The organism is Photobacterium iliopiscarium (assembly GCF_003026395.1).
Taxonomy (GTDB): domain Bacteria; phylum Pseudomonadota; class Gammaproteobacteria; order Enterobacterales; family Vibrionaceae; genus Photobacterium; species Photobacterium iliopiscarium.
This window is the reverse complement of the sequence record NZ_PYOO01000018.1, coordinates 13,754-40,641: the sequence shown is the minus strand read 5'-3', so window position 1 is coordinate 40,641 and position 26,888 is coordinate 13,754. Positions and strand designations below refer to the sequence as shown.

The 26,888-nt window shown below is 37.6% G+C and carries 25 protein-coding genes; 12 read left to right on the top strand and 13 right to left on the bottom strand.

Annotated elements, in window-relative coordinates:
- Window positions 1–9 precede the first annotated feature (9 nt).
- The 3 genes from glpC to glpA are packed head-to-tail and all read right to left on the bottom strand — an operon-like array spanning window position 10 to window position 4,213.
- On the bottom strand, window positions 10–1,218 hold the full coding sequence (glpC, locus tag C9J51_RS17700) for an anaerobic glycerol-3-phosphate dehydrogenase subunit GlpC (protein WP_107237879.1): 1,209 nt from the start codon (window positions 1,216–1,218) through the stop codon (window positions 10–12).
- Entirely contained in the window at window positions 1,218–2,561 is a 1,344-nt protein-coding gene (gene glpB, locus C9J51_RS17695) for a glycerol-3-phosphate dehydrogenase subunit GlpB (RefSeq protein WP_045040676.1), read from the bottom strand. The genes glpC and glpB overlap by 1 nt, the downstream gene beginning before the upstream one ends.
- A complete protein-coding gene (gene glpA / locus C9J51_RS17690) occupies window positions 2,561–4,213 on the bottom strand; it encodes an anaerobic glycerol-3-phosphate dehydrogenase subunit A (protein ID WP_045040675.1) in 1,653 nt (550 codons plus the stop codon). The genes glpB and glpA overlap by 1 nt, the downstream gene beginning before the upstream one ends.
- 287 nt (window positions 4,214–4,500) lie before the next feature.
- Between glpA and C9J51_RS17685 the strand changes: the two genes are divergently transcribed.
- Together C9J51_RS17685 and C9J51_RS17680 are read left to right on the top strand one after the other, a co-directional pair.
- Window positions 4,501–5,169 carry a hypothetical protein gene (locus C9J51_RS17685; protein ID WP_045040674.1) on the top strand — a complete coding sequence of 223 codons (669 nt, stop codon included), beginning with the start codon at window positions 4,501–4,503 and terminating at the stop codon, window positions 5,167–5,169.
- Window positions 5,170–5,335: 166 nt separating this feature from the next.
- Window positions 5,336–5,524, top strand: coding sequence for a DUF4250 domain-containing protein (locus C9J51_RS17680; RefSeq protein ID WP_045040673.1), 189 nt, complete (start codon window positions 5,336–5,338; stop codon window positions 5,522–5,524).
- Window positions 5,525–5,548: 24 nt separating this feature from the next.
- Here C9J51_RS17680 and metR read toward each other — a convergent pair whose 3' ends face one another.
- Complete coding sequence (gene metR, locus C9J51_RS17675) at window positions 5,549–6,460, bottom strand: HTH-type transcriptional regulator MetR (RefSeq protein WP_045040672.1); 912 nt, start codon at window positions 6,458–6,460, stop codon at window positions 5,549–5,551.
- Between the two features lie 278 nt (window positions 6,461–6,738).
- Between metR and metE the strand changes: the two genes are divergently transcribed.
- Window positions 6,739–9,060 (top strand): 5-methyltetrahydropteroyltriglutamate--homocysteine S-methyltransferase, encoded by a 2,322-nt coding sequence (gene metE, locus C9J51_RS17670; RefSeq protein WP_045040671.1) that lies wholly within the window; start codon window positions 6,739–6,741, stop codon window positions 9,058–9,060.
- A gap of 84 nt (window positions 9,061–9,144) precedes the next feature.
- Here metE and C9J51_RS17665 read toward each other — a convergent pair whose 3' ends face one another.
- The 8 genes from C9J51_RS17665 to C9J51_RS17630 form a co-directional block, all read right to left on the bottom strand.
- A complete protein-coding gene (locus C9J51_RS17665; RefSeq protein ID WP_045040670.1) occupies window positions 9,145–9,600 on the bottom strand; it encodes an META domain-containing protein in 456 nt (151 codons plus the stop codon).
- A 334-nt stretch (window positions 9,601–9,934) separates the two neighbouring features.
- Window positions 9,935–11,590, bottom strand: a complete 1,656-nt coding sequence (locus C9J51_RS17660; RefSeq protein ID WP_107237873.1) for a mechanosensitive ion channel family protein — start codon at window positions 11,588–11,590, stop codon at window positions 9,935–9,937.
- A 212-nt stretch (window positions 11,591–11,802) separates the two neighbouring features.
- Window positions 11,803–12,183, bottom strand: coding sequence for a hypothetical protein (locus tag C9J51_RS17655; RefSeq protein ID WP_045040669.1), 381 nt, complete (start codon window positions 12,181–12,183; stop codon window positions 11,803–11,805).
- 140 nt (window positions 12,184–12,323) lie between these two features.
- Window positions 12,324–12,668: a DUF1971 domain-containing protein gene (locus C9J51_RS17650; RefSeq protein ID WP_045037919.1), complete on the bottom strand. Its 345-nt coding sequence runs from the start codon at window positions 12,666–12,668 to the stop codon at window positions 12,324–12,326.
- Window positions 12,669–12,871: 203 nt separating this feature from the next.
- Complete coding sequence (gene pstB / locus C9J51_RS17645) at window positions 12,872–13,621, bottom strand: phosphate ABC transporter ATP-binding protein PstB (RefSeq protein WP_045040668.1); 750 nt, start codon at window positions 13,619–13,621, stop codon at window positions 12,872–12,874.
- Between the two features lie 17 nt (window positions 13,622–13,638).
- Window positions 13,639–14,538, bottom strand: a complete 900-nt coding sequence (gene pstA / locus C9J51_RS17640; RefSeq protein WP_045040667.1) for a phosphate ABC transporter permease PstA — start codon at window positions 14,536–14,538, stop codon at window positions 13,639–13,641.
- Between the two features lie 6 nt (window positions 14,539–14,544).
- The gene (gene pstC / locus C9J51_RS17635) at window positions 14,545–15,456 is read right to left on the bottom strand and encodes a phosphate ABC transporter permease subunit PstC (protein WP_045037916.1); all 912 of its coding nucleotides are present in this window, start codon (window positions 15,454–15,456) and stop codon (window positions 14,545–14,547) included.
- A gap of 91 nt (window positions 15,457–15,547) precedes the next feature.
- Window positions 15,548–16,369, bottom strand: coding sequence for a phosphate ABC transporter substrate-binding protein (locus C9J51_RS17630; RefSeq protein WP_045040666.1), 822 nt, complete (start codon window positions 16,367–16,369; stop codon window positions 15,548–15,550).
- Between the two features lie 302 nt (window positions 16,370–16,671).
- Between C9J51_RS17630 and C9J51_RS17625 the strand changes: the two genes are divergently transcribed.
- From C9J51_RS17625 to C9J51_RS17600, 7 genes are all read left to right on the top strand, one after another.
- Window positions 16,672–17,586, top strand: coding sequence for a LysR family transcriptional regulator (locus C9J51_RS17625; RefSeq protein WP_045037914.1), 915 nt, complete (start codon window positions 16,672–16,674; stop codon window positions 17,584–17,586).
- A 257-nt stretch (window positions 17,587–17,843) separates the two neighbouring features.
- The gene (locus C9J51_RS17620; RefSeq protein ID WP_373455644.1) at window positions 17,844–19,073 is read left to right on the top strand and encodes a NupC/NupG family nucleoside CNT transporter; all 1,230 of its coding nucleotides are present in this window, start codon (window positions 17,844–17,846) and stop codon (window positions 19,071–19,073) included.
- A gap of 96 nt (window positions 19,074–19,169) precedes the next feature.
- A complete protein-coding gene (locus C9J51_RS17615; protein WP_045037912.1) occupies window positions 19,170–19,445 on the top strand; it encodes a hypothetical protein in 276 nt (91 codons plus the stop codon).
- Window positions 19,446–19,464: 19 nt separating this feature from the next.
- Window positions 19,465–19,851: a DUF805 domain-containing protein gene (locus C9J51_RS17610; protein ID WP_045037911.1), complete on the top strand. Its 387-nt coding sequence runs from the start codon at window positions 19,465–19,467 to the stop codon at window positions 19,849–19,851.
- Between the two features lie 213 nt (window positions 19,852–20,064).
- The gene (locus tag C9J51_RS19545) at window positions 20,065–20,202 is read left to right on the top strand and encodes a hypothetical protein (RefSeq protein WP_156137080.1); all 138 of its coding nucleotides are present in this window, start codon (window positions 20,065–20,067) and stop codon (window positions 20,200–20,202) included.
- A 98-nt stretch (window positions 20,203–20,300) separates the two neighbouring features.
- Window positions 20,301–21,461, top strand: a complete 1,161-nt coding sequence (locus tag C9J51_RS17605) for an amino acid permease (RefSeq protein ID WP_045037910.1) — start codon at window positions 20,301–20,303, stop codon at window positions 21,459–21,461.
- A 411-nt stretch (window positions 21,462–21,872) separates the two neighbouring features.
- The gene (locus C9J51_RS17600) at window positions 21,873–22,667 is read left to right on the top strand and encodes an ATP adenylyltransferase family protein (RefSeq protein WP_045037909.1); all 795 of its coding nucleotides are present in this window, start codon (window positions 21,873–21,875) and stop codon (window positions 22,665–22,667) included.
- Between the two features lie 24 nt (window positions 22,668–22,691).
- On the opposite strand, the gene C9J51_RS17595 is transcribed toward C9J51_RS17600, so the two are convergent.
- Window positions 22,692–23,252, bottom strand: a complete 561-nt coding sequence (locus C9J51_RS17595; RefSeq protein WP_244907483.1) for a C40 family peptidase — start codon at window positions 23,250–23,252, stop codon at window positions 22,692–22,694.
- Between the two features lie 246 nt (window positions 23,253–23,498).
- On the opposite strand from C9J51_RS17595, the gene C9J51_RS17590 reads away from it, so the two are divergent.
- Entirely contained in the window at window positions 23,499–24,719 is a 1,221-nt protein-coding gene (locus C9J51_RS17590; RefSeq protein WP_244907484.1) for a sugar ABC transporter substrate-binding protein, read from the top strand.
- Window positions 24,719–26,854, top strand: coding sequence for a diguanylate cyclase domain-containing protein (locus tag C9J51_RS17585; RefSeq protein ID WP_052668197.1), 2,136 nt, complete (start codon window positions 24,719–24,721; stop codon window positions 26,852–26,854). The genes C9J51_RS17590 and C9J51_RS17585 overlap by 1 nt, the downstream gene beginning before the upstream one ends.
- Window positions 26,855–26,888 lie beyond the last annotated feature (34 nt).

Here is a 26,888-nt window from a genome sequence, read left to right as displayed (position 1 = left end):
AAGTGATGTTTAATCAGCGAGTGCCATTGCGAGCAAACTGATCGGGTGAATTGTTGTTAAATCAGTGTTTTCTTCAATTTGCCATTTGCAGGTTTCACAATCAGTAATGGCATAGTCAGCGTTAGCACTGCGTATTTTTTGAAATAAATCCTCACCAATTTTCATAGATGTATCATAATTTTCAGTTTTAAAACCATAAGTACCCGCTAAACCACAGCATTGACTGTCTAATACTTCAAGCTCTAGCCCAGGGATCATTTTAAGTAATTCAATAGTGTATAAACTACCGCCAGTACGCTCAAGATGACAGGGTGTGTGGTAAACCACTTTTTTATTAACGGGTTTTAGTTTAGGAGTCTTGCCGTTCATAAATGCTTTGAGTAAAAAACGGGTAACATATTCAATCCGATCGGCAACTTTTGCGTTATCAATCTTTAATACATGCGGATATTCTTCACGTAAAGTAAAAGCACAGGTTGAAGAGGTTGAAACAATGGTTGAATTATATTTTTCAATAACCGCTTCAAAACTTTGAGTGTTAAGTAATGCATTTTTCTTGGCTTTATCAAAGAAGCCATTTGCAATTAATGGTACGCCGCAGCATTTTTCTTTATCCAATAATTGCACCCCAATATTCATGGCATTCATGACTTTTACAAAATCTTGACCTAACAGTGGATTATTATAATTTACATAACAACCGTGAAAGTAATGTACTTGTTGTGGATAGTGAGTTTGATCCGCACAGTGCTTTTTATACCATTGGCGGAATGTGCCATGAGAATATTTAGGTAATGTTTTATGATCATGAACACCAATGGTTTTGTGCATGATTTTTTTAACGGGCTTTAGGCCTGTAATTGCATTAATGATAGGGGCGAACGGTGTCGCGACAGTACCCATTAAATCGGTATGACTTAATACAAAATCACGGATTGTTTTAATATGAAGTGCGTGTTTCGCATGTTTACTGCGTGCAACTGCAATCATGTCACCGATTTTTACACCAGAAGGGCAAGCGGTTTCACAGCGTTTACAGTTGGTGCACAACTTAAGCATATCATCATAAAATTCAGCACTTTTAATTCGTAATCGTTCACCATCTGGACCACATTGTTTAGGGCCGGGGTAATTAGGATTTGCTTTAGCAACAGGGCAATAAACGGTACATACGGTGCATTTAATGCATTGGTCAAAACTGGTATCTTGCTTGAGCATTAGATATTGCCCTCTGCTAATGATGGAAAAATTGCTGTGGATGTGTGTTTGTCGTGTAAGGCGATCATTGATTGCGCAGCATGAAAACCCGTGCTGATAGCAACACCACTGCCACTACCTTCAAAAACAGGGTTGTAATGGGCTAAAATAGCGCCTGCACAGTAAAGGTTAGTAATTACATTGCCATTAAGGCTTGGTTGTAATTGTTGATTCGTTTCAACACCCATTCCTAGAAATTGATGCGGTTGGTCACTGAAAAATTGCGGTTGATACCAGTGCTGGTGGTTAGTTGATGCTAATGGCGCAATGTCTAACCCAAAAATAGCTTCCTCAATATGATGACGTTCAGCGTGTAAACCACGGCTAAAGAAGCTACCACTGGCTAATAAATAATGATTAGCGACTAACGGCATATCACCGTGATGACGCGTAAAAATACGCTGGAGTTGGTTATTTTCAAATTCGCCATGAGTGACTTCATCACCGGCAAGGATCAATCCACCTAATGATTTATAATAACCTTTCATTGCATCTTCCAAACGTATACCCAGTAATGATGGCGGCATCGTTGGAATTTCACATAATGTGTAACCAGTTAATTGTTCAAGTTTGCTAATAACTTTAAGACCTGTCCCATTACCAAACACGGCAGGAAGAACCACTAAATCAGCCTCACCAATGGTATTTTTCATGGCTAAGGCAAAACGTTGTAATTTAGTGTCGTCAGCTAAGACACGAGAAATATCAATTGAACGATACTCACACGGATTACGTTGCATTAATTCTGCTTCAGGCAATGCAATGGCGGCAGTGGTAATGTCCACGTTAGCAAAGTGGGGCAGTAGACGTAAATTATCAGCCGCCAATTGGGGTTGAAAATCACGGAAACCATCAATTGTAACTAATGCTAATTTACGCAATGACTTAGCGGGCTCAAACATAGGAAAAGGGTGCACTGTTGCTTGTGATAACCATGTAGCCTTAAAGGTTCCCATTGGGGTAATACGCAAATGGTTACAATTATCCGTTTGATGGTGCAGTTCAATGCCAATATTCGCCATTGTTTGCTGATACCAATCAATGGCTTGGCGAGTAATATCACCCCCTAATTTACTGTAAGGATGTAGCGGGGATTGATGGGATAAAGTATCAAATTCATCAAAAGGGTAATGTGTTGTTGTGCCATTAGGTAAACGACTTAATACATCAATTGAGCCTGAAGAAAAATGCAGCGCACTTTGACCTGCGGCAATAACAGCAGTTTTGAGTCCAGCTTGAGCACAACGAATAGCGCAGGTTAAGCCAGCAACACCACCACCAATAATTATATTATCAAATTTCATTATTTTTCCTCGCAGATTGGATTGATAGTGTTGGTAGATGTAGATGCTGGTGGAATATCACTCACACCAAATAAACCCTCATAGATCCAATAAGAGAACTCACCTTCGCGCAGCGCATCACCCCAAAAAACAGGTTTAATACCTTTCCAGCGTTCTTCAAGAAAATCACTTAGAATATGGCTGGCGTGGTTGCCATCAGTATTACCATATTCAGCAAATAAACCAGCAGCACGATAAGAACATAATTCACCTTGGCAAGGTCCCATCCCGACACGGGTACGGCGGCGTAAATCGACTAAATTATGCACATCCAGTTGCTTGATGGCATATTCAACTTCACCACAGGTCACCATTTCACATTCACAAATAATGGCTTGGCTTTTTTTGCTGTCAGTTAAAAATTGCTCAGCACGTTCTCCATGACGGTAATAGGCAGATTGATAGACAGGTTTAGCTAAACTAGCGGTATGCCTAATGGCTTTGGGTTGTTCAGAACCGGGTAATGGTTGTTGATGAGTGGTGCAAGGGGTGGTGTTACCCAGTTTTTTAGCGATAAGATCGGTTGTCCATTCAGCCATCATGCGGTAAGTCATTAACTTACCACCCGTGATAGTAATAAAACCGTCCATACTATCGCGTTCAGCATGATCTAATAGTACGATCCCGCGGCTAATATTACGCCCACTAGTATCACCATCAACAGCAACTAATGGTCGCACGCCCGCATAAGCCCGTAATACCCGAGTATTAGCCATAATCGGCGCTAGTTTGGCGCCTTCTTTTAAGAGAATATCAATTTCTCTGCTAGTGACATGTAAATCATCAATATCTTTATAATCAATACGTTCAGATGTTGTACCAATTAATGAGATGGTATCACCAGGGACTAAAATATCGGCATCAGAAGGTTTACGACAACGGTTGATCACTAAGTTATTAATTCGATAATCTAAGATCAATAATGATCCTTTAGCTGGGAACATCGTGATATTAAGATCGCCATATTCACAGATTTGTTGTCCCCAGATCCCGGCGGCATTGATAACTTGTTGAGCTCTAATTTCAAAGTGGGTATTGGTTTTTAAATTTAAACATTTAACCCCTTTAACGACGCCATTGTGTTGAATAAGCGCGGTGACAAAAGTGTGATTAAAAAGTTGTGCACCGTGTTCAATCGCATCAAGCGCATTGGAAGAAGCAAGGCGAAAAGGGTCAATTGTACCGTCGGGGACCTTTACCGCACCAATAAGCTGTGGATTACAGTTAGGCTCTAATCGTAATGCCTGTTGTGGGGTTAATTGTTCAACGTCAATATCGGCACTTTGACAGGCACTGATAAATTGTTGTTGAAATTGCAGATCGTCATCGGGGAGGGAAATAAATAATCCCTGCGTATCTTCTACACAATGGCGGGCAATATTTTTAAGAATACGGTTTTCAATGATGCACTCTTTAGCTGATTCTGGATCAGTAACCGCATAGCGAGCACCTGAATGAAGTAAGCCATGATTACGGCCGGTTGTACCAGAGGCTAAATCGTCCTTCTCAATTAAGATACATTTGATACCGCGCAGGGCGCAGTCACGCATTATTCCTGTTCCTGTTGCGCCACCACCGATGATCACAACCTCTGTTTCTAACCAAGTCGTCATGTTCGCTTCGCTTATCGTTATTGAATATATTGTTAGCGTTGATAACGCCCACTATTTTAATAGGGATAATATGCCACTAAATTACATAACGTTTGGTGAGCGATCGCACACAAATGAGCGAACGAACATTTTTAGCGTTCCTTTTTGTTCATTGAAGTGTTGTTTTGATAATATAAAGCCAATGGCTGTCAATGAATTGTGGGTAATTGTTAACAGAAGGCTATCATTCGCATCTTGCTGTGACTTGAGTATAATTGTGATCCTTTTATTTTTAATTGATGCTTATTATGATCGGCTATCTCGCATTTTTAATTCCAGCACTGCTTGGTGCGCAATGTATTCTTACGTTAGTACTCACCAAAGGGGAGATTTGCCCTGGCCAACGAGGGCGAGTGCATAAAATGTTGCCAGTACTGCTTATTGGTTGGTTATTGGCTGCCATTAGTCAAGTATGGGCAGTACTACCTTTATTGAGTTTGTTATTCTTTACTGTCAAAGTAAAAACCAGTAAAACGCGAGATTCAGGACCATTAAAAGTACTTTATGGATCTAATTTACTGGGTTTTATTAGTTGGATTTTTCTATTTCCTATAATGGATATGCCGGAAGTATTGCTAAGTTTAGTGGCGATGGCTTTATATGGTAGTTTACTTGCTCATGTTTTATTGACGTTCTCACGTACACGTTTACAGGCTTTCCACCGTATATTGCCGTTTGTTGGTTTTATTAGTGCCATCGTTTCGGTATTACTCTTAGTTTGGAAAGTGATTTTTATGGGAGAGGCTGCAACAGCACCTTATACGGTTGAAATTGTTGTTGCATTATTATGTTTAGTTGCTGCAATGCTGGTGTGGACTGGGCATATATTATTAAATAAAACGGTCAATAAATGGCAGTTATTAGCGGCGGCTGCGCTACTTACATTTTCTGCGGTAATGCAATTAACGTTATTCTAATACTTAAATTATAAGTGTTATGAGCCTTTATCTTGGTAGAGATAAGGGCTTTTTTTATATTTATTTTTTACGAAAAGAAGAAAGGATCACATATCGTCTATCCTTAATAAATAGGTGCAATGTGAGTTGTGATCATTAAGCCACAACAAAGTGGTAAGGGGGAATAATGGAAATCAATAATTTACTTGGTATGGATACCCATATTGTGATTGGTATCGTTAATGAGCGTTTACGATTAGAGTGTCATTCAATGGCAGAATTAGCATCTCGTTATGAACTAAGTGAGGCCGAGCTTTCTGAAAAAATGGCTCAACAAGGTTATCATTACGATCCGTTGAATAATCAGTTTAAGTAAATAGCGATGGCATTATGCAAGGTGTTAAACCGTTTTAATGCCTTGTAAATGCTGCTGACATTGCTGTTTCGCCGTTGCAAAAAAAGCCTCTAAATAATGATGTTTTTGTTCTGAAGCTCGTACCCCTGCAAATAAACGCCGCCATAATCCCTTACCTAATGGTTTACTAACAATTAATCCTTGATGCACAAAATTATCAACCGCCCAATTCGGTAACGCCGCGACTCCCATTCCTGCTGATACCATCTGAATTAACATTAAACTATTATCTGCTTGTTTCCATGCTAATGGCTCAATGCCTGCGGGTTGTAGAAAGTGTTTAACTATATCTAGTCGGTTACGCTGAATGGGATAACTGAGTAGGGTTTGATCTGCAAGATCAGCCGCCACAATATGTGATTTAAAAGCTAATGCTGATTGTGGCGCAACGATTAAACACATTTCAAAATCAAACAGTGGCTCATAATGAATTTCATGACGAGGTTGAATATCGGATGTGATGACTAAATCTAATTCACCTTTTGCAAGGGCAGGGATTGGCTCAAAACTAAACCCTGATGAAAAATCAATATCCACATCTGGCCACAAGACTTGGTACTGTTTTAATGCTGGCATTAGCCATTGAAAACAAGAATGGCACTCAATTGCTATCTGTAATCGACCGGCTGTTTGGTGTCTACAGCTAACTAATTCTTGTTCTGCTGCTTGTATTGTAGGTAAAACGTTATCCGCTAAAGCCAATAGTATATTTCCTTCTGCTGTAAAGCGTACTGGGCGTGTTTTGCGTAAAAAAAGCGGATTACCTAAACGTTGTTCAAGATCTTTTAATTGATGAGAGAGCGCTGATTGCGTTAGGCATAAATTATTGGCTGTTGCGGTGAGTGAGCCCGTTGTTCTTAATACTGTTAATGTTTTTAGATGTTTAAGTTCAATCATGTTCCATCCTTGGATCTTTGCGACATAAATTGATTGTTTTTTAATCTACGCTGTTAATTGGTAGCTGTAAACATCTAGACGTCTAAATGTCCACTTTAATGGTTAATTAGATGAATTACCAGTATTCCAAGGTGAAATAAATTCATGATCATTATGAGATAAATCACCTTGTTGTCAGTGTTGTTGTCCGTCACTGTGTTAATTAATCGACGTCATCTTAGCCATTGTTTTTATATGGATTTATGGTTGATAAAATATTGAATTATAGGGATATAACAATGACAATAGCATCAAATGAAACGACCACAGCAGCAAAAACAGTCACTCATATACTTGGCTATCCACGGGTTGGAAGTCAGCGTGAATTAAAGTTTGCTCAAGAGCGTTATTGGCGTGGTGAGAGTGATCAAGCACAACTGAAACAGGTTGGAAAAGACTTACGTCATCGTCATTGGAATGATCAAATTAAAGCCGGACTTGATTATGTTGCGGTTGGGGATTTTGCTTGGTATGACCATGTGTTAGGAACCAGCATGTTGCTTGGACATATTCCAACACGCCATCAACAAGGTTTTCCTGATTTAGATACGTTGTTCAGTGTTGCACGTGGTAAAGCACCAACAGGATGCACTTGTGCTGCCGCTGATATGACGAAATGGTTTAACACTAACTATCATTATATCGTGCCTGAATTTACAGCGGAAGATAGCTTTAATGTCAGTTGGCAACAGTTGTTTGAAGAAGTCGCTGAGGCAAAAAAAGCGGGTCATAATGTCAAACCCATATTATTAGGCCCTGTGTCTTATTTATGGCTAGGAAAAGAAAAACAACAAGGGTTCGATCGCTTAACATTACTGCCACGATTGTTGACGGCCTATCAGCAAATATTGACTAAATTAGCGGCATTAGGTGTCGAGTGGGTACAGATTGACGAACCAGCACTCGCCCTTGAATTGCCGCGAGAGTGGGCCGCGAGTTTTAAATTGGCTTATCAAGTGTTACATGGTGGGCCTAAGTTATTATTGACCACGTATTTTGATGATATTAGTCACCAATTAGCTGTAATTTCGCAGCTTAGTGTTGATGGTTTACATATTGATTTATCAGCAGCACCTGCACAATTAACGGCCGTTGCTGAGGCCATTCCTGATCATTGGGTATTATCTGCTGGAGTGATCAATGGGCGTAATGTGTGGCGAGCTGATCTAGCTGAATGGCTAACGTGTTTACAACCAATTAAACAACAATTGGGAGTGAATTTATGGCTGGCAAGCTCTTGCTCGTTATTACATTGCCCGCTAGATGTCGATAGTGAAACAGATCTCGATGCCGATGTTCGTCAATGGCTCGCTTTTGCGAAACAAAAATGTGGTGAAATTACGTTATTAGCCCAAGCGCTTGATGGTGATCAGAATGCGATTGCCGAATGTGCTGCTTATAGCGCTAGTATAAAAGATCGTCTGAGCTGTGAGCGAGTGAATAATCTGCAAGTACAACAACGGACAGCGGCAATTACGCCTCAATGGGCTGAACGTGATCTTCCTTATTCTGAACGGGCGATTCAACAGCAACACGCGTTACAGTTGCCATTATTACCGACTACGACCATTGGTTCATTTCCGCAAACAACGACGATTCGTAGTCAACGTAGTGATTTTAAAGCAGGGCGTCTCACTGAGTCTGATTATAATCAAGCGCTACAAGTACATATTCAAGAGGCAATTACTCGCCAGCATCGTTTGGGGCTTGATGTTCTCGTTCATGGTGAAGCCGAACGCAATGATATGGTGGAGTATTTTGCAGAGCAATTAGAGGGCTTTGTAGTGACGCAATATGGATGGGTGCAAAGCTATGGCTCGCGTTGTGTAAAACCTGCAATTATTGTGTCGGATATTTATCGCGCCCAGCCAATGACCGTTGAATGGATCCGTTATGCCCAATCATTAACGACTCAACTGGTGAAAGGTATGCTAACTGGTCCTGTAACGATATTAGGTTGGACGTTTGCGCGTGAAGATTTATCACGGGAAGCGATAGCAAATCAAATTGCTTTAGCGTTACGGGATGAAGTTACTGATTTGCAGGCCGCTGGAATTAAAATTATTCAAATTGATGAGCCAGCAATAAGAGAAGGGTTACCGCTAAAACAAAGTCAATGGCAAGAGTATCTCGATTGGGCAGTCAAGGCGTTTAAGATCTCAGCCGCAGGGGCTGCACCACAAACACAAATTCATACTCATATGTGTTATAGCGAGTTTAACCAGATTATTGCGTCTGTTGCAGCATTAGATGCTGATGTGATAACGATTGAAACATCACGATCAGATATGGACCTACTCAAGGCGTTTGAAGCGTTTGCTTACCCTAATGAAATCGGTCCTGGGGTGTATGATATTCATTCACCTAATATTCCAGACGTCGATACGATAACGGCATTAATTGATAAAGCCGCGACATTAATTCCGATTGAGCGTTTATGGATCAATCCTGATTGTGGTTTAAAAACGCGGAATTGGACGGAAACTGAAGCCGCCTTAACCAATATGGTGACTGCGGCATATATTCTGCGTGAAAAATATCACAAGGTTAATGCTGCATAATCTGTGAATAATAAAAAAGCCGTTTACACAGCTTTCTTTGTTATCGAAAGCGTGTAAACAGCTCTTATTTTTATTGAGAGGCGATTATTTTGCTGTTGTTGCTGTAACATCACGAGCAAACGTTAATGTATGCTTTGCGTTAGTCATCGTCATGGTATCACCTGAAATGCTAACTTTATTCCAATCAGAAAGTGATTGTGTGAACGTTTGTTCAATCTTCATTTCACTGTCTGGGCATAACATCATTGTCATTCCCATTTTTTCAATGCGGAATTTGCCATCTTTTACTTCAGCTTGACCAAAGTAACGGTTACAACCCGCATGACCATTAGCAGCAAGATCTGCGGCTAGTGTTAAAGTGGGTGCTTGAGCCGCTTCTGGTTGAGCAATATCTTGATTATCAATCTGCACCAAAGACCAGTTACCATTAGCAAGTTCATTGCCTGTTACTGGTTGTGGTGTTTTAGTAGTAATGCCTGTTGTAGAACATGCAGCTAACATCATTGGGAGTACCAGTGCAGATAATAGGCGCTTTTTCATTATAGTTAATCCTGAACAGTAATGTTGATGAGTGAGCAAAAGTGCAAACATGTAAAGGTTTGCTTGGCAGATAATTGCCACTTATTTTAAAAGCATGTTCATTAACGATCATGCAAATTGTGGGAATATTGAATAAAAAACTATGTTGATTCAATACTTGCTCACGGTAATTATACCTAGTTCTTACTTAATAACGTCGATTTATTTGTTACTAAAGGTATATTTGTGACTTGTTTAAAAATAGATTAGTGAATAAGTGAATTTTTATCAATAATTCGATAAACAGAAGGGCACGTAAGTCGTGGCCCTTCTATAAATGATGTATTGTTAGTGATTATGCAATTTTAGACTCAATGGCTTTTTCAACCATATGTAAATGCACATCTTGTTGTGGGAATGGAATTGAAATACCTTCACGATCAAAGCGCATTTTAACTTCTCGTGTAATATCCCAATATACATCCCAATAATCATCAGTTTTAACCCAAGGACGAACAATAAAGTCAACGGATGATGAGTTTAATGTATGTAGCTTAATGTTTGGTTCTGGGCTACGTAAAACAGAAGGATGAGATTCAACAATTTCTTGTAATACACGTTCTGTTTTTTCGATATCATCACTGTAACCAATGCCGAAAACCATATCAATGCGACGTACTTTTTCATGAGTTACGTTTTTAATAATATCGCCCCAAATTTTACTGTTGGGTACGATAATTATTTCATTACTGAACGTTTTAATGGTGGTATTCACTAAACTCATGTGACTTACTTTGCCTGTAATACTACCAGCTTCAACTAAATCACCGACATCAAATGGGCGGTAAATCAATAACATCATTCCTGATGCAAAGTTAGATAATGTATCTTGCAGTGCAAAACCAACAATAATACCAGCAACACCAAAACCGGTTAGGATTGGAGCAAGGTTTAAACCTACTTGTGAAAGTGCAATTAAAATACCGATAGCAAATACAATTTTGCCCGACATTGAAATAAAGAACTCTTGCATAAGCATCGACATTTTTAAGTTCTTTGTCGATACGGCTCGGGTTACCATTTTACGAACAATATTTTTTAATGTTTTGAATGCAAAAATAATAAAAATAAAGATAATGACTTTAAAGATCATTTGCGGCAAGTTTTCAAATAGCCACGAGCTAAGGTCAGTGGTCCACGATGTAACGATTGACCACATGACTTTGCTGTTTAGTAAGTCATCAGTGACATTACCTGTTTGTTCAAATAATAACCGTTTGTATTCCGCTGTATCCAGCCCCATACCATCAGCAAGTTTAACTAAATCGGTTAAGTTTTTAGTGTCGCTACTGACTTGGCGCTGCGATAAAATTTGGGTAACTTGTAATGCTTTTAATTCCTCACCTGTCGCTGATTTTATTTGCTTATCGTTTAACTCTAGTGCTTGGCTACCAAAAGTTAATGATGCAGACATGAAATCAAGACGATGTTCAATATTCTTTTTGAGTGCTTTAACCGAGTTAGGTTGTGGTTTACCTAAACGCTCCATCCATTGGTAATTTTCCCATTCATCATTAAGAACGAGAATGATAAAATCACGGCTTTCAGTGAGGGCTTTTAATGCAACTAATTTATCCGTATCTTTTGCTTTATCGAGATCTTTTTGATCGCGTTCAACTTTAGTTTGTAAAAATTTTTCAGCTTCAGCTGCAAACTTTATTTGTTGTTCTACTTGTTTTAGTAGTAGTTTTTTATCCGCTTGCTTATCGTCAATTAAATCAGTTAATGTTTGTCTTAATTCTTTGTTTTTATTAAGTAATTGCAAACGAACCACATCAAGTGATGAGCCTGTGGTTGATGTTGCTTCTTTTGCTAATATGCTTAATTCAGCATTAAGCTTTTGAAGTTGTTGATATTCTACGTTAATAGGTTGTGTGTTTGTTGGCTGTGGTTTTGTATCAGCAAAACTTAATGTAGAAACGAAGATAAGCATTAGTACCAGTAAGCGCATGTTGCGATAAACTCCTGCTGGTGATGTGAAAAATATGGCGTTATCAGTATTTGATAACAAGCGATTTATTGTCATTAGACAAGTGTAAGCAGATTATAGCCAAATCGAGGGTTACGGCTATAGATATTCAATGTTATAGATAAAAAACTTATAAAGGCAGATTACTGTTGTGACTTAATGAACTTATTTCCCTTAGATAAATAAAGGGGAATTTATGGTAAATCTTGTTGACATAAAAAATGATATTGTGTGAAGGACCATGTCCAATTAGGCATCCAAGATTCTTGGATAAGAACTATAACCATATCGTTTTTTTTCTGGGAAGGGAGCAATTGGCGTAATAGTGGATAGCTAGATCTATCGACAATAAAGAGATTACAGTCACTATTAAGGATTTCATTCATCAATATGTTTGGATCCGCTTCTTTTATGGGCGGATATGTCTTAATATTCATACGGTTAAATTGATCTGCAAATAAATTATTTACAGGTAAATTATTAATTAATAGTGCGACTGATTGGATTGGAATATTGGTTGATGTTAATACGTTTATCCACGATGTTACTTGTTGTATGGGTAGCTTATAGCACATTCTCACGCCTTATAATATATATTAATCTTGAGTGATTGATCTGTATAAATAAGGTTAGCTTATAATTTTTAAGGTACTGTCATTATTGGGTTAATTTCACATTTAAGTGATGATAATCGTAAGCCTGTGCTATAGCGTCATTATTCTTGAACTGTACGTTCATTAAGGTTATCGCGTACAATTTGGCTGTTTTCTTGTGCGTAAAAAAGTACTTGGAATTGTGTGTCTTCTGTTAAAAATTCTACTTTATGCCAATATTGCGGTGGACTAATTGCGGTACTACCTGCTTTTATAATAATTTCTTGTTCAATATCACCACGTCGATCTTTAAAACCGTAGAATTTTAACTGACCTTGTAATACAGATATTTTGCCATAGACACCTGCACGGGTGTTATGCAGATGAAGAAACATTTTTGGAATATTTTCAGGTGTAAAAATAGGTGTAGATTTATAATTTACATAATCACTTGGAATAGCTGTCATGAGAATCTCCTTGGATTAACGATAGTGATTTCATAAAACATAACTATAAAATACATTTTTAATATTAAGGTTGCAATGGCTTTGTTATTATTGTGGCAATGATTGTTTTTTATACAATGCGGTTGGTTTTAAATAAAAAAGCCCCTTCATAAAGAAGAGGCAAGTTGTACCATCGCTATTATTATTTTTTACATACCACTAATTTAACCAAAATCACCGTTTACATAACCACGAGTACGATCGTCTGCTGGGTTAGTAAAGAGATTTTGCGTTTCATCATGTTCAACTAATTCACCCATTAAGAAGAATGCAGTGCGATCTGATATACGACGTGCTTGTTGCATTGAGTGGGTAACAATCACAATCGTGAATTCTTTTTTAAGGGTTTCCATTAAATCTTCGATTTTTTTAGTTGCAATCGGATCAAGGGCTGATGTTGGTTCATCCATTAATATCACTTCAGGTTTCATCGCAATAGTACGTGCGATACATAAGCGTTGTTGCTGACCACCAGAAAGACCAAAAGCATGTGATTTTAAGCGATCTTTTACTTCATCCCATAAGGCAGCACCACGCAATGATTGTTCAACGATGGTATCTAAAGTTTTTTTATCTTTGATGCCTTGGGCGCGTAAACCATAAGCAACATTTTCATAAATACTCATGGGAAATGGATTGGGTTTTTGAAATACCATCCCGACTTTAATACGTAACTGAGCGACGTCGATATTGCCATAGACATTTTCATCATCAATGGTTAATAAACCTTTAATGGTTACGCCTTCAATTAAGTCGTTCATACGATTTAGACAACGTAACAAGGTTGATTTACCACAGCCTGATGGTCCAATAAGCGCGGTAACTTGGCGGTTAGGGATCGGTAAATTGATTTTCTTTAATGCTTGGTTTTGACCGTAAAAAAGATCCAGATTTTCAATATTAAATTTGTTCATGTTTATATCCTCAGAATTTAGTAAGTCGCAGTATTAAAACGGCTAGCGATAAGCTTGGTAATTAGGTTAATTACAAGAACCACAATAATGAGCACGGTCGCGGTACCATAAGCTTGGTTCCATTCGTGTACGGTGTAGAGTTCTTGCGTTAGCTTGTACAGGTGAACAGTAAGCGTACGTCCTGAGTCAAACACACTCTCTGGAATACGTGCCACCATGCCTGCTGTCATAAATACCGGTGCAGATTCACCAATAACACGACCGACGCTGAGGATAATAGCGGTTACAATTCCTGGCATTGCACTAGGAAGGATAAGTCGCCAAATAGTATAAATTTTAGATGCACCCAAACCGTATGAACCTTCACGGTAAGTTTGTGGTACGGCCATTAATGCTTCTTCAGTGGTACGAATAATCACAGGAAGAATCAAAATACTTAATGTTAATGCACCGGATAAAATTGAATAGCCGAAACCAAGAATAACCACAAAAAAGGTCATACCGAAAAGGCCATAAATAATAGAGGGAATACCCGCTAAAGATTCAGTACAAAAACGAATAACTTTAACTAAACGGCTACCTACTTTTGCATATTCAGTAAGATAAATCGCGGTCATGATCCCTAATGGTGCCGCAACAGAAATTGATGCGAGTACCATATAGAGTGTCGAAACAATCATTGGCCAAATGCCAGATTCTTTACCGATGGTAGTGTAATTTGAGCTAATAAAAGACCAATCGACATGAGAGAGGCCATTACTGAGGATGTACCACATAACCCATAATAAAAAGCCAACCGTCACTCCCGCGGATAACCAAATAAGAGCGAGTGATAAGCGGTCTTTTAGTTTTTGTGCTGCTGGATTCGCATTTTCTAATCGACTCGTTTGAGTTGATAAAGTATGACTATTATTCATTGTGAATTACCTCGCTCGCTCACGGTTTAGGTAAAGAAGCGCACCGTTTAGGGTCATAATAAACACTAACAGCACAATACCTGTCGCATACAGTGCGCTGGCGTGAATACCGGTTGCGTAAGACATTTCAATCGCGATGTTGGCGGTTAGCGTTCGTGCTGATTCAAGTAAACCTTCTGGCATTGCCGGGGAGTTACCCATAACCATGATGATTGCCATTGTTTCACCGAGTGCGCGTGCTACGCCTAAAATAACGCCAGTCATAATGCCAGAGCGTGCAGCGGGGATGATCAGTTTGAAAATAGTGAACATTGATGATGCGCCAAGCGCTAACGATCCTTCTTTGTAAGCACGAGGAACAGCACGAATGGAGGTTTCAGAAATAGTGATCACGGTGGGAAGGATCATTACTGCAAGTACAATGATTCCCGCTAAAATGGTATTTCCCGCAGGAACATCAAAGATGTCTTGAATGAGTGGCACAATAATAACTAATCCAAAAAAACCATAAACAACAGACGGAATACCGGCTAAAAGTTCAATCATTGGACGAATGAAACTTGCCAGTGGTCTTGGTGCGACTTCGGCAATAAAAATGGCGGTTAAGATGCCAATGGGTACCCCTATAACGACAGCTCCTGCGGTCGAAACCAATGATGCGACAATCATCGGTGCAATGCCGTAAAGTGCGGGGGGTAACCAATCAGTGCCAAGGATAATGCCTGTAACACCAGAATAGGCAAAAGCCGCATAACCTTCACGGAAAATAAAGTAGCCAATAGTAACGAGTGATAATATACCGATAGCGGCACTAAGCATAAAAAGGTATTTAAAGAACATTTCGCGCCAGTCAATACGTTTTTTAGACTTTAGCAACGGCATATCCTTGATTGATTTTTCAATATTTGCGATGGTCATAATCTACACTCCAGAAAGGATACCAATGAGTAGCCTATTTCTGAGAAGTCAAAAACGCTCAACTCACACAGGTTGAGCGCTAAAATAAAAATTAGTTAATTGAGATGAAGCCTTTATCTGCAACAATTTTTTGCGCGGTTGGTGATTGAACCCATGTTAAGAAATCCAATGCTTCTTTTGAGGGGCGACCTTCTTTGTAGACCACAATAAATGGACGTTGCACACTATAATCACCGGCTTTAATTGCCGCGACTGATGGTTTATGTCCATCAATTGTCAGTGCTTTCACTGTGTTATCAACAGAACCTAGTGAAATGTAACCAATAGCAAAGGGGTTATTTGCTACCGTTGTTTTTAATTGACCATTACCACTAGCAACTTGTGCTTTTTGGGAAATAGCAGAGACTTTGATACCGTTAATCTTTTTCTTTAACGACATGATGTCTTCAAATGCACCACGAGTGCCCGATGCGGTATCACGGGTAGCGACAACGATAGGTTTATCTTCACCACCCACTTGTTTCCAGTTAGTGACATTGCCTTTGTAGATCTCAGTGATTTGTTCTTTGGTTAGATCGGTGACCGAGTTACTGTTATTCACCACCACGGCAATACCATCACGAGCGATCACGACTTCTTTTATTTGTGGTGATTCTTCTGCGGTTTTTAAGTTACGAGATGACATACCAAGATCTGCCGAACCATCGTGAGCAACACGAATACCTGCTGATGATCCTGGTCCTTGAACTTCTACCGTGACATCGTTAGATTGCGCATAAGTTTCACCCAATACTTCCATGAGGGGAGAAACAGAGCTAGAACCTACAACAGAGACAGTCTCGCCAGCGAACGCTGCAGAACTAACAACCAGTGAACTTGCAACAACAACTGCGCCGATAATCTTTGTTTTCATTTTCCTAATCCTTTCTTGTTGGGCAAAATGCCAATAGGTTTGAATGAACAGGACAAAGATTAAAAAAGTTATGTGACATTAATGTTTCAGAAGTTTGAACAGTCGATGAATGTTGTAATAAAAAACAGTGATGTTTGTAGTGATATATTTCATTTGCAGGTGTTATTTATCAGCTAAAAAAGGAATCAATATTCACTAAATACTGGGATAACATATACTATCAACACCAAACTGCATTATTGGCGACATTAATATTGATGTATTTCAGTTGCCTTGTTTTTTATTAAAGATAAAGGTTGTAGATGTTAAAAAAAGCACAGCAAATGATTGTTTTCAATGCACTTACTAAACAGCAAAGCTTTACTAAAGCTGCGCAGTTATTGGATATATCTAGAACCCAAGTCAGTAAGTTGATTCAGCAACTTGAACAACGACTAGGGGTACAACTGGTACAACGAACCACTCGATCTTTTTCATTAACAGAAGCTGGACGTTTGTTTGCTAAGCACTGTGAAAAAGTGGTGGAGGAAATAAATGAAGCAGAAAGCGAGTTATTTGGGAGTGAAGATAATTCTCAAGGCTTGCTAAGAGTGGGTATTGCACAATCTTTTGCTTCTAACCATGTTGCCCCTTATATCAATGAGTTTCATGCCCAACACCCATTAATAAATTTAGAATTGAGTTTATTTGATTATCGGGTTGATTTGATCGCAGAGCAGCTTGATCTGTGGATTGGATTTATGGACTCGCCACCAGAGGGATTTGTGGCTCGGCATTTGAGTAATTGTGATTTTGTGCTGGTGGCCAGCCCTGAATATCTAGCTACTCACGGTGTGCCATATCAACCGAGTGATTTAGCAGAACATAATTGTATTATTTATTTTAGTCGTGAACGTAAAGATAATGTTTGGAGCTTTAGTCAGCAAAACCAGAATCTAGATATTAAAGTGACAGGTAATTATCGAGTAGATTCTGCTGATGCGATTCGTGATGCAACGATTGCCGGTAATGGTATTGGTTATTTAGCCACCTATCTATTAACGGATGAGATTCGAACAGGTAAGTTAATTCGATTAATGCCTGATTGGCAACTTACACAACATATGCCGTTGTATGCAGTTTATCCAAGACATAAATTTTTACCTAACAAGGTAAATCTTTTCATTGAATTTATTCGACGCCATATCGATGTGGGTAATATTTTGTGTAAATGGTAATGATGTAAAAAACAGCGATCAAACGCAAACGGTTGGCTAAAAGTAAGATGATTAGGTTTGAAATTGTCACCATTAGGGATAATAGTATCCCTCACAGGAACTAATCTAATGATTTTCGTTTGCTTAGCTTAAAAAAAAGGCAAATTAATGGAATTTTGTTAAATTACTGTTGTTTGTTATAACAATTTGATCCTTGTCACAGTTTTTTTTATGAATACACTCTCTCCGCAATCGTTTACTACACCAAACATTGGGGAATGACTTTGCATTATCTTATTGGCATGCTCGGTATTATTACTATTTTTATCGTTGGTTTTTTGTTTTCAGAAAATCGTTCAGCAGTTAATTGGCGCAGTGTCTTAGGGGCTTTTTGTATCCAAGTCGTTTTTGCTGCCTTTATTTTGTATGTGCCTGTCGGCCGTGTGGTGTTAAATAGTGTTTCTGGCGCAGTATCTGGTGTGATTGATTACGGTCATGAAGGTACATCATTCTTATTTGGTCAGTTGGCTCAATTTAAACTGGGCTTTATTTTTGCGGTTAATGTCTTACCTTCTATTGTCTTCTTTTCGGCATTAATTTCCGTATTATATTACGTTGGCATCATGAAATGGGTGATTCGTGGTATTGGTGGTTTGTTACAACGCTTACTAGGTACTACTCGTACTGAGTCAATGTCTGCGACGGCGAATATTTTTGTCGGTTCTGTAGAGGCTCCATTGGTTGTACGTCCATTCCTTGCGCGAATGACACGTTCTGAATTATTTGCAGTAATGGTAGGTGGATTAGCCTCTGTTGCTGGTGGCACCATGGTCGGTTACGCTGGGTTAGGGGTGCAATTAAAGTATCTTATTGCAGCAAGCTTCATGTCAGCTCCCGCAGGATTGATGATGGCAAAACTGGTTGTGCCGCAAACCGAAGGCGTGCACAGCATGGAAGACGAAGATGACGGCGAAGAAGATGAACCCGTTAACTTAGTTGATGCCGCTTCTCGTGGTGCATTGAGTGGTTTACAAATTGCAATGGCTGTTGGTGCCAGTTTATTAGCTGTGATCAGTTTAATTGCGATGGTAAATGGTGGTTTAGGCCATATTGGTCATTGGATTGGGATTGATAATTTAAGCCTCAATTTAATTTTTGGCTATATTTTTGCACCTGTGGCATGGTTAATTGGTGTGCCTTGGTCAGAAGCAACGACTGCGGCAAGTCTTATTGGTACTAAAATTGCTGTGAATGAATTTATTGCATTTGCAGAATTAATGAAACCAGAAACATTGGCTAAATTGAGTGAACATTCACAGGCCATCGTGACATTTGCACTTTGTGGTTTTGCAAACCTAACGTCTATTGCCATGCTAATGGGTGGGTTAGGCGGAATCGTGCCTCAACGTCGTCCTGAGATTGCTCGTTTAGGTATGAAGGCGATTTTTGCAGCAACTCTCGCTAATTTGATGAGTGCAACACTTGCAGGTTTATTTCTTCCTGTTTAAGAGTACTATATTCCTATTATAAAATTAAAATAAACAGAGAGCTTGGCTCTCTGTTTTTGTTTCGAAGATAACGTACTGATAGTGGGAAAATAATCAATGAAATCTGACAGTGATAAACTTATAGCTAAACATGAACAATTGATTCATAGTGAAGGGCTAACAGTATATTCACACACGCAGCGAGATGATGGCGAGTGGATACAGCATTCATTGATGATTGACGGCTATAACGTGCCTTTTAAGTTTAAACGTAAAGCAAGATATAGGACACTTACTGGTGCAAAAGTAAATATGACCTATTATGTTGATTCAATGATTGTGGCAGGTTTAGAATTTGAAATAATGAAAGTTGTCCGCATTAAGCGTTATTAATATTCACAAGGAAGATAGAATGAATTGGTATTTTGCCGTTATTCGTAAATATGCCCAATTTCAAGGGCGTGCGCGCAGAAAAGAATTTTGGTTTTTTACTTTAATTAACGCTTTTATAAGTTTAGCTTGCAGTCTTATTGATACAACATTGCAGTTACCGACGTTGATGGAAGGTTATGGTGTGCTAGCTGCGTTATATGCAGCCTTTGCCTTTATACCGACTGTTGCCGTTACTGTCCGTCGTTTACATGACCAGAATCGTACTGGTTGGTGGGCATTAATTATGTTAGTTCCGATTGTTGGTATTTTAGTGCTGCTTTATTTTATGGTACAAGACAGTACCAAAGGTAACAACCGCTTTGGTAGCAATCCAAAACAGAATGATCATTCAACACTAAGCGTCTAAATCTGTTGATGTCTTGGCTAAATGAATACGACCCAGTCTTCGGATTGGGTTTTTTTGTCGAATAAAAATAGAAATAGAATCATTCATTCCATTCCTGAACAATGTGCTTTAGTATGATGCTATTAGTTGACCAAACTGTTTTGACCGAAACAGTCATTATATTCTGACCGAATATGGCTAATAAATTGAGTTTCATCGTTTAGGAGTACGATAATGACACAAGACCATCAATATGAACCCCCCTCATCATCATCGATATCGCATGTTTCTTTTTCTAATGCGGTATGTACTGTAATGGCTTTTTCTTCTGCCTCTTATTTTAGTTTCCGATTTAGTAACGGTTCTCTGTAGCCGCACTTGTTATTGATTACCAAATCACAGGTTATTACTACTGTATCTAATTATAGATATATGGATTACTACATCTAACAATAAGAAAAGAGAAAAATATGAATACTAAATTATTAGGAAGTTCGCTAATTATTGCGGGCACAGCGTTAGGTGCGGGCATGCTTGCTATACCGATGGTATTAGCACAGTTTGGTTTGCTATCTGGCTCTTTATTAATGCTGCTTATTTGGAGTGGTACGACTTATGCTGCTTTATTATTATTAGAAGCTAGCATTAAAGTCGGTGGTGGTTTAGGCATGAATACCATTGCGCGAAAAACATTAGGCAAAGGTGGTCAATTAGTCACTAATGGGTTGTTATATGCGTTATTAGTTTGTTTATTAATGGCTTATATCATTGGTGCTGGTGATTTAGTACAAAAATTGGCGGTAGGTTTTGGCTTTGATCTGTCAATGTTACAAAGTCAGATCATCTTTACTGTGTTAGCCGGAGGTATTGTTGCTGCTGGTACGGGGGTGGTTGATAAGCTTAATCGTGTTTTATTTTTAATCATGATTGTCGTATTAATTATTACCTTATGCGCATTGATACCCGGTATGAGTTTTAATCACTTTTTTGAAGCCAGTAATAATAGCAATATTGATTTAATTAAAACCAGTGCGGTGTTGTTTACGAGTTTCGGTTTCTTTCCCGTAATTCCTTCATTAGTGTCATACAATGACAAAGCAAGCCATAAGCAATTAAGAAACATGGTGCTATTAGGCTCATTGATTCCCTTGAGTTGTTATCTATTGTGGTTATATGCGGTTGTTGGAAGCTTGTCAGCAGAACAACTGGTGAAATTTGATAATGTCTCTGTATTGATTGATGCATTGAGTGCTCGATTCTCTGGCATACACATCATTTTGTCGGTATTTACTGGCTTAGCATTATTAACGTCATTTTTAGGTGTAGCTATGTCGTTGTTTGATCAGAATGTTGATTTGTTCAGACAGAATCGTGCTGTAACCTATGTTTTAACGTTTATCTTACCGTTGCTTGGGGCTATCTTTGCTGCGAATCAATTTTTATCTGTTTTAAATTATGCCGGATTAATTCTTGTTTTTATTGCTGTATTTATACCGATGCTGATGATTCACAATATAAGAAAAACGGTTAAAACAGAGCAAAATGATGATTATCAAGTAGCCGGAGGAACAATGGCGATGCTAATGAGTTTACTTTTTGGGTGCTTTTTAATTGGTGCTCAGATTATTTAATCAGTAAGCAATAGACATGAAACGCTCATTTTTTATCAGTGGGCGTTTTTTGTTTTTAAAACAAAGGATTGAATCTATTTAGAAAGGGTAGGGTAGCAGATTGACCGATCTGGAATACCCTTTAAAGCACTTTATATGACCAGTATAAAGCTTAATCATTAAATCCTAAATCTACTTGGAGTACGACCTAACATCGTAAGTGATTGATAGAATTAACTGAGGTAATCATACAAAGTTTCAGTAATGAGGGCTATCATCAAGGCGTTTTTAGCAACGCGGATTTTTTGCTAAAAGTGTAAAGATTTAATTACACAATGTATCTTTGGGATCTAATCTTGCTGTTTTTTAATTAGGTGAGTGATTAGGGTTGTTTTATTTTCTAATAATTAGAATGGTTGCAGGTATTTGTAGATGCTATGGGATAAAGCTTTAACAGTTGCTAACGATGCAAGAGAAGCACAAGTATTGCTGCCTATTGCGACCATGAGCTCGGTTGTTTCTGAGCAGGGAATTGATTTTTTTATTAAGATCATGAATGACAATCTTACTAAAAAAATGCAACAGGGGCAGACGGGAAAGAATCCATTTTTGCCTTACGATGAGCAAATGTTTGTCGATACTGTTGGTCATGAACATGTGTGTTTATTAAATAAATACCCGGCGGGAGAGCCACATTTACTTATTTGTAGTAAAGCGTTTGTTAATCAATCATCTTTACTTGATCTTTATGATTTTTCTGCATGGATTCAAGGTGTTACTTATCCTAATGTGCTTGGATTCTTTAACTCAGCATCAGAGGCGGGTGCGAGCCAACGTCATAGGCATATGCAGTTAATAAAAACAGTTGTACCATTAGAAGATATGATTTTATCCGGTAAGTTACCGTTTAGGCATAAATTATTTACTTTTGATCGTATTAATAGTGAAAAGGCGTATTTTTGCTATTTAGCTGCGATGCATGATTTAGGATTAACACCTAACAATGTTACTCTTAATATTAATGAACCCATTGAGTGTTTGCCTTACAATATTTTATTGACACAACATTGGATGTTAGTGATTCCTCGGCTAACAAATCATATTGGTGATATTTTTGCTAACGCACTGAATTACTCAGGTTGTTTTTTAGTAAAAGATCAGCAGCAATATGATTGGTTAACAGATTATGGTTGTTTACGATTATTAACTGAATGTGTGGCGCCATAGAAAGAGAATAGGTGGGAGTATCAATCAATACTCCCGCTTTGATGGACTTGGCATTTGTATTACAGCTAAGAAGCGTTTTGGATAACCACTTTTATAGTAGTTGGTCTCAGTAACGCCAAAGTGCTTTTTAGATGATGAGCTATGAATAAATTTAAGTAGACCTGGTTTTACTTCCGTAATTATTCCTGCATGACCTGGTTTTTTTATCTTTAGATTAGTACCTGTAAAAACAATAAGATCACCAACTTTTGCGTTCTGTAATGGTATCGAGTTCTTTAATAGTCCTGTATATCTAGCCGTTGTTCTTGGAATGGCAATATTAAAATTTTTATAAACATATTGAATAAATCCTGAGCAATCAAATCCTTTTGGTGTTGTTCCGCCCCAAACATAACGTGTGCCTATATATTTTGTTGCGAACTTGATCATTTTTTGTTGTTCTATTGCAGTGGTTGATCTTGAGTGATTTATGTCGTTTTTATGTAATGTACTGATTTCTTTAATAGCGAGAGGCGCTGCATTGACTTGTGATTCACAAGTGACAATCAATAATAAAGATAATATGATGTTGGAATATACGTTCATGGTATTTATTGTTTCTATATTAATAATATTTATTTGTGATTGGTTTTATAATAATGATTTATTGTTCGCTTACAATAGATATTAAACATTATTATTTTTGATTAATATCAATTTGAATTTTATGGTTAGGTATAGTCTAGAATCCTTGTTAATGTATATTAAGTTATAAGTGTTTAGTATATCTCATTAGTTAAATGAGAGTTATTTACTATGAGATTTTATATGTCATACAAAAGATGTCACAATATGTATTCAGCTTTTATTAGAATACTATCTGATAATTTATCAAATACAATGCATTTGCCTTTTTTGTTATTAATACTTTTTTTTTCAACAACTGTATTAGCAACACCAACTTTGACTATTTGGTCTTCACATCAAAATCGTGATTTTTTAACGGTAATGACAAATAAGTATAAAAAAAGTCATGATGTTAATATATCAATTGTACAACTTGATCCATCAGAAATAAAAGCCGAAATTTTACTAAGTGCTCAAGATGGAGGGTTACCTGATCTTGTCGTTATACCTTCTGACTTTTTAGGCTTACATAAAATGATGAATTTATCGGCAATTCCTGACGATTGGTATACGGAAAAATTGAGCCATAAGGTTAGATCTACGATAAAATTAGATGATAAATACTGGGGAATACCTCTTATTCAAGGTAATTTTTTACTTTTATATTACAATAAAAAATATGTTGCACAGCCTGCGACAGATTTTAACGATATTATTTTAGCAAAAAAACAATTTTTAGCTAAAAAGGTTATGCCAATAGGGTGGAATTACAATGATATGTATTACTTTATACCCTTCTTGTCAGCCTTTAATGGTTGGCCTATTGTTAATGGGGAAATTACACTCAATACACCCGCGATGATTAAAGCATTAAAATATTACCGTTCATTGGCAGATCAAGGCATTATTGATCGAAATTGTGATTATCGTTGTGCTCAGGCGGATTTTATTAAAGGTAAAAGTGCATATTCTATTAATGGTGATTGGGCATATCATGATTTAAAAACAATGCTTGGAAATAATCTAGGTGTGGCTGTCTTACCTAAAGTTGATGGTAAAATAATGCACTCAATGGCGAGTACGTTTGTTTTGGCTATCCCTAGTAATTCATTGAAATCAGAAGAAAATAAACAATTAGTTAAGCAGTTTGTTGAGTTTGTTCAACAGCCAAGTAACCAACAAGCTGTGTATGAAAAAACACGGTTATTACCTATATCTATGACGTATTATAGGCAACTTAAAGCAAAAGCGCAGGGGGATAATTTGGTTATGTTTCATCAAATGGCATTAACGAAAATTATGCCATCAACGCTAGAGATGGCTATTTCATGGCAGGCGATAGCGATAGGCTTTCAACGCTACCAAGCAGGTGCAACAGCAGCATATGCTGCTGCACATATGCAAAAAATGGCGCAGGAACAGCTTAAATATTTGGATAATAATTGATGAAGTTACGCTTAAAATCATCATTAGCATTATTAATGTTAATTATTGCTGTTGTACCTGCTGCTATTGTTGGTGGATTACTTTTAAAGCAACAGTCAGATGTGGAAGCGAATTACCGTATTGGGATGTTAGATCGATTATCTAACACGATAAAGCAAGAATTTGATTATCGCTTTTCATTACTGTCGACAAGTTTAGATGTGTTGTCACGAGATAGATTATTTGTTCAAGCGATTGATAATTTTTTCCTTGCCGGGCATGTCAGTAGTTCATTGGGAACATTGGTTAAAAATACGCCATTAATTCAAGCCGCTTATCTGGTTGATGATCAATGGTCTGAAATTGAAAGTTACAATGGTATTCATGGTTTATCTTCTTTTTCAAAATTAAAAGATGTTCTTACGTATCGTTTATCAAACTATAGTGGGAAAGGTCGACAATGGGTTTTTTACTATAATGACGAAGATTTGATGTCATTAAAATATAATCCAACGCGTCGAGGAATTATTATTGGTGTACCTATTTTTCAATCGATGACGAATGGTTTAAAACGTACGCCTTTAGGGTATTTAATTATAGTTGTTCCAATTGAAAATATTATAAAAGTATTACAGCCGTATTTAAAAGATGGTGAACGCGTTGTTTTACAAAATCATTTTTCGGGAGCTGGCGATAATAAAAATGATATGAGTAATATTATTATTGCTCAAGGGGAAATAGATAAAAACACCCCAACAATAAATAAAACAATAAATATTGAGTTAAAAAATAAATATATTTCAGAACCTATTGAATACACAATGAAAGTATATATGGATAAATATTTAGGTGAAAATCCATATATTAAATCTTTGAAGTATATTTCATTTTTTGGTGTGGTTATTATATTACTGTCACTTTTTAGTGCTGGTTTGACATACCGTTGGATTGCTCGACCATTAGGTGGCTTAATGGACGTTGTAAGAGCTTATTCTCGCGGTGAGTATAAACAGTCAGATGAAAAATTACGCTTTGCTGAATTCTTTATGGTTGAGCGATTAATTCGTAATATGGCCAAAACAATTCGAGCTCAAATGGCAGATCTGGCTGCGACGAATAAAGAATTAAATATAGCATATTTAGAAAAAGAACAAGCAAACTTACAGCTAGTGAATTTCAATGATCAATTAGAACGGAAAGTTGAGGATAAAACGTTAGCGCTTAGTCGTTCATTATTGCGTGAAAAAAACCGTCGTTCAATGTTGCAATCATTATTGTCGTTTAGTCATGAACTTCAGTCAGGGAATATTATTGAAACAGTAATGACACAAGTTGTTGCTTTATACCCGATGGCTGGTTGGGCAATGAAAAGCTATGCTGATAATGAAGTGACATGGGCTTGTGAAAATATTGATCAGTCACGCTTAGAAATGCCAGATATACAGCCTGAAGGACATTATAGTGATTATTATTGTGTGTCTAATAACGGTAGGTATTTACATTGTTTTAAGATTAAAAATAGCCAGAATGACATTACAGGTATAATAGTAATGCAATATATGGCATTAGAACATGATGACTTTGAAGTGATTTCTTTATTTATTCGCCAATTATCAATTGAATTAGAAGGCCGGTTATTAAATGAAGAGCTGGCGCGAATAGCAGTTACTGACTCGTTAACTGGATTAGCGAATAGAAAAGCCTTTGATCAAGATTTAGAAGAACATATTCAGCTATTTGATCGTTACCCAGATCGCCATTTCGGTTTATTTATGTTGGATGTTAATGGATTAAAACGCGCAAATGATCGTTATGGTCATAGCATGGGTGACGTATTATTAATTGAGACCAGTAAATTATTAATGGAAACTTGCCGGCTGACAGATAAAGTTTATCGTCTTGGTGGTGATGAATTTGCTATTATTTTAGAAACGGGTGCTTGTGATAGCTGTGGTATTTTATGGCGTCGTTTAGAAAAAGTACGTGATCAAATTAATTATGCATGTTTACCTAATGGCAAACGGGTTGAAATTCATTTTGCGGTTGGGTATGCGAGTACGGATCAGTATCCCGCGGATCAAATTTGCTTAGTTGCGGATAAGGCAATGTATAAAGATAAACGTAATTTTTATGAGCAAGCAGGGATTAAACGATAACAAATATAACCACTGCGATAATATAGATTATTGC

Bases quoted from the DNA above. Each gene is read 5' to 3' on its own strand.
- glpC (WP_107237879.1), bottom strand. From the start codon at position 1,218: ATGCTCAAGCAAGATACCAGTTTTGACCAATGCATTAAATGCACCGTA.
- glpB (WP_045040676.1), bottom strand. From the start codon at position 2,561: ATGAAATTTGATAATATAATTATTGGTGGTGGTGTTGCTGGCTTAACC.
- glpA (WP_045040675.1), bottom strand. From the start codon at position 4,213: ATGACGACTTGGTTAGAAACAGAGGTTGTGATCATCGGTGGTGGCGCA.
- C9J51_RS17685 (WP_045040674.1), top strand. From the start codon at position 4,501: ATGATCGGCTATCTCGCATTTTTAATTCCAGCACTGCTTGGTGCGCAA.
- C9J51_RS17680 (WP_045040673.1), top strand. From the start codon at position 5,336: ATGGAAATCAATAATTTACTTGGTATGGATACCCATATTGTGATTGGT.
- metR (WP_045040672.1), bottom strand. From the start codon at position 6,460: ATGATTGAACTTAAACATCTAAAAACATTAACAGTATTAAGAACAACG.
- metE (WP_045040671.1), top strand. From the start codon at position 6,739: ATGACAATAGCATCAAATGAAACGACCACAGCAGCAAAAACAGTCACT.
- C9J51_RS17665 (WP_045040670.1), bottom strand. From the start codon at position 9,600: ATGAAAAAGCGCCTATTATCTGCACTGGTACTCCCAATGATGTTAGCT.
- C9J51_RS17660 (WP_107237873.1), bottom strand. From the start codon at position 11,590: ATGCGCTTACTGGTACTAATGCTTATCTTCGTTTCTACATTAAGTTTT.
- C9J51_RS17655 (WP_045040669.1), bottom strand. From the start codon at position 12,183: ATGTGCTATAAGCTACCCATACAACAAGTAACATCGTGGATAAACGTA.
- C9J51_RS17650 (WP_045037919.1), bottom strand. From the start codon at position 12,668: ATGACAGCTATTCCAAGTGATTATGTAAATTATAAATCTACACCTATT.
- pstB (WP_045040668.1), bottom strand. From the start codon at position 13,621: ATGAACAAATTTAATATTGAAAATCTGGATCTTTTTTACGGTCAAAAC.
- pstA (WP_045040667.1), bottom strand. From the start codon at position 14,538: ATGAATAATAGTCATACTTTATCAACTCAAACGAGTCGATTAGAAAAT.
- pstC (WP_045037916.1), bottom strand. From the start codon at position 15,456: ATGACCATCGCAAATATTGAAAAATCAATCAAGGATATGCCGTTGCTA.
- C9J51_RS17630 (WP_045040666.1), bottom strand. From the start codon at position 16,369: ATGAAAACAAAGATTATCGGCGCAGTTGTTGTTGCAAGTTCACTGGTT.
- C9J51_RS17625 (WP_045037914.1), top strand. From the start codon at position 16,672: ATGTTAAAAAAAGCACAGCAAATGATTGTTTTCAATGCACTTACTAAA.
- C9J51_RS17620 (WP_373455644.1), top strand. From the start codon at position 17,844: ATGACTTTGCATTATCTTATTGGCATGCTCGGTATTATTACTATTTTT.
- C9J51_RS17615 (WP_045037912.1), top strand. From the start codon at position 19,170: ATGAAATCTGACAGTGATAAACTTATAGCTAAACATGAACAATTGATT.
- C9J51_RS17610 (WP_045037911.1), top strand. From the start codon at position 19,465: ATGAATTGGTATTTTGCCGTTATTCGTAAATATGCCCAATTTCAAGGG.
- C9J51_RS19545 (WP_156137080.1), top strand. From the start codon at position 20,065: ATGACACAAGACCATCAATATGAACCCCCCTCATCATCATCGATATCG.
- C9J51_RS17605 (WP_045037910.1), top strand. From the start codon at position 20,301: ATGAATACTAAATTATTAGGAAGTTCGCTAATTATTGCGGGCACAGCG.
- C9J51_RS17600 (WP_045037909.1), top strand. From the start codon at position 21,873: ATGCTATGGGATAAAGCTTTAACAGTTGCTAACGATGCAAGAGAAGCA.
- C9J51_RS17595 (WP_244907483.1), bottom strand. From the start codon at position 23,252: ATGAACGTATATTCCAACATCATATTATCTTTATTATTGATTGTCACT.
- C9J51_RS17590 (WP_244907484.1), top strand. From the start codon at position 23,499: ATGTATTCAGCTTTTATTAGAATACTATCTGATAATTTATCAAATACA.
- C9J51_RS17585 (WP_052668197.1), top strand. From the start codon at position 24,719: ATGAAGTTACGCTTAAAATCATCATTAGCATTATTAATGTTAATTATT.